Here is a 1,341-nt window from a genome sequence, read left to right as displayed (position 1 = left end):
GACATCGTTCACACGATGTCCCACGACATCCCGCACACCATGTGTCACGTCATCGTTCACACATGACCGCCACCAGCAAGAACCGCGCCATCGTCCTGGCCATCACCGAAGGCACCCTCACCGTCACCGAAGCCAGCATCCGCTTCAACGTCTCCCGCCGCTGGATCTACACACTCCTGAACCGCCACCGCACCGACGGACTCGACGCACTCACCCCGCGATCACGCCGCCCTCACACCAACCCGAACGCCACCGACCCCACCACGATCGACACGATCCTCGAACTCCGCGAAACCCTCACCCGCACAGGACTCGATGCAGGCGCCGAGTCCATCTGGGACCGACTGCCCCCACCACGACCGAGCCCCACCACGATCTGGCGCATCCTCAACCGCCACGGCATCATCACCGCTCAACCGCAGAAGCGCCCACGCTCCTCCTGGCACCGGTTCCAAGCCGATCAACCCAACGAGACCTGGCAATCCGACTTCACCCACTGGCCACTGACCGATGGGACCGACACCGAGATCATCTCCTGGCTCGATGACCACTCCCGCTGCCTCCTCCACACCAGCGCCCACCACCGCGTCACCGGGCGCATCGTCATCGACACGTTCACCGACACCATGGACACCCACGGACCACCCGCATCGACGCTGACCGACAACGGCATGGTCTACACCACCCGGTTCGCCAACGGCCACGACGGCACCCCAGCACAACCCAACGGATTCGAGCAGCTCCTCGCCGACCTGGGCATCACCCAGAAGAACGGCGCAGCCAACCACCCCACCACCCAAGGCAAGATCGAGCGCTACCACCAGACACTCAAACGCTGGCTGACAGCCGACGGACTCGTCGGCACCCTCCCCGAGCTCGACGAGCAGCTGGCCCGGTTCCGGCACATCTACAACACCGAACGCCCCCACAGAGCCATCGGCAGACGCACACCGGAGACCGCGTACACCGCCACCGAGAAAGCGTTTCCCGTCCTTGAAGCCGGTGACCGCACATGGAGAGTCCGCTACGACCGGATCGGCCCGACGGGGACCATCACCGTCCGCTACGCCGGCAGGCTCAGACACCTCGGCATCGGCAGAGCCTGGGCAAAACGACGCGTGATCCTCCTGGCCCACGGACCCCACACCATGATCATCGACCGCAATGCTGGCGAGATCATCGCCGAGCACACCATCGACCCGACGAAGAACTACCAAAAGAAAACGTGAACGATGACGCGGGACAGCCACCCGGATCTGTGAACGATGACGCGGGACAAGCCCGCGTCAGAAAAGAGAAATGTCCCCCGTCATCGTGTGAACGATGACGGGGGACATCACA

The 1,341-nt window shown here is 64.0% G+C and carries 1 protein-coding gene; it reads left to right on the top strand.

All coding sequences use genetic code 11. The features are described 5' to 3' along the window. Window positions 1-62 precede the first annotated feature (62 nt). Complete coding sequence (locus RIL96_RS13230) at window positions 63-1,229, top strand: IS481 family transposase (protein WP_310549480.1); 1,167 nt, start codon at window positions 63-65, stop codon at window positions 1,227-1,229. Window positions 1,230-1,341 lie beyond the last annotated feature (112 nt).

This window comes from Nesterenkonia aerolata (genome assembly GCF_031470965.1).
Taxonomy (GTDB): Bacteria; Actinomycetota; Actinomycetes; order Actinomycetales; family Micrococcaceae; genus Nesterenkonia; species Nesterenkonia aerolata.
Note: the sequence above shows the minus strand (reverse complement) of the source record. Positions and strands in the feature narration are given on the sequence as shown.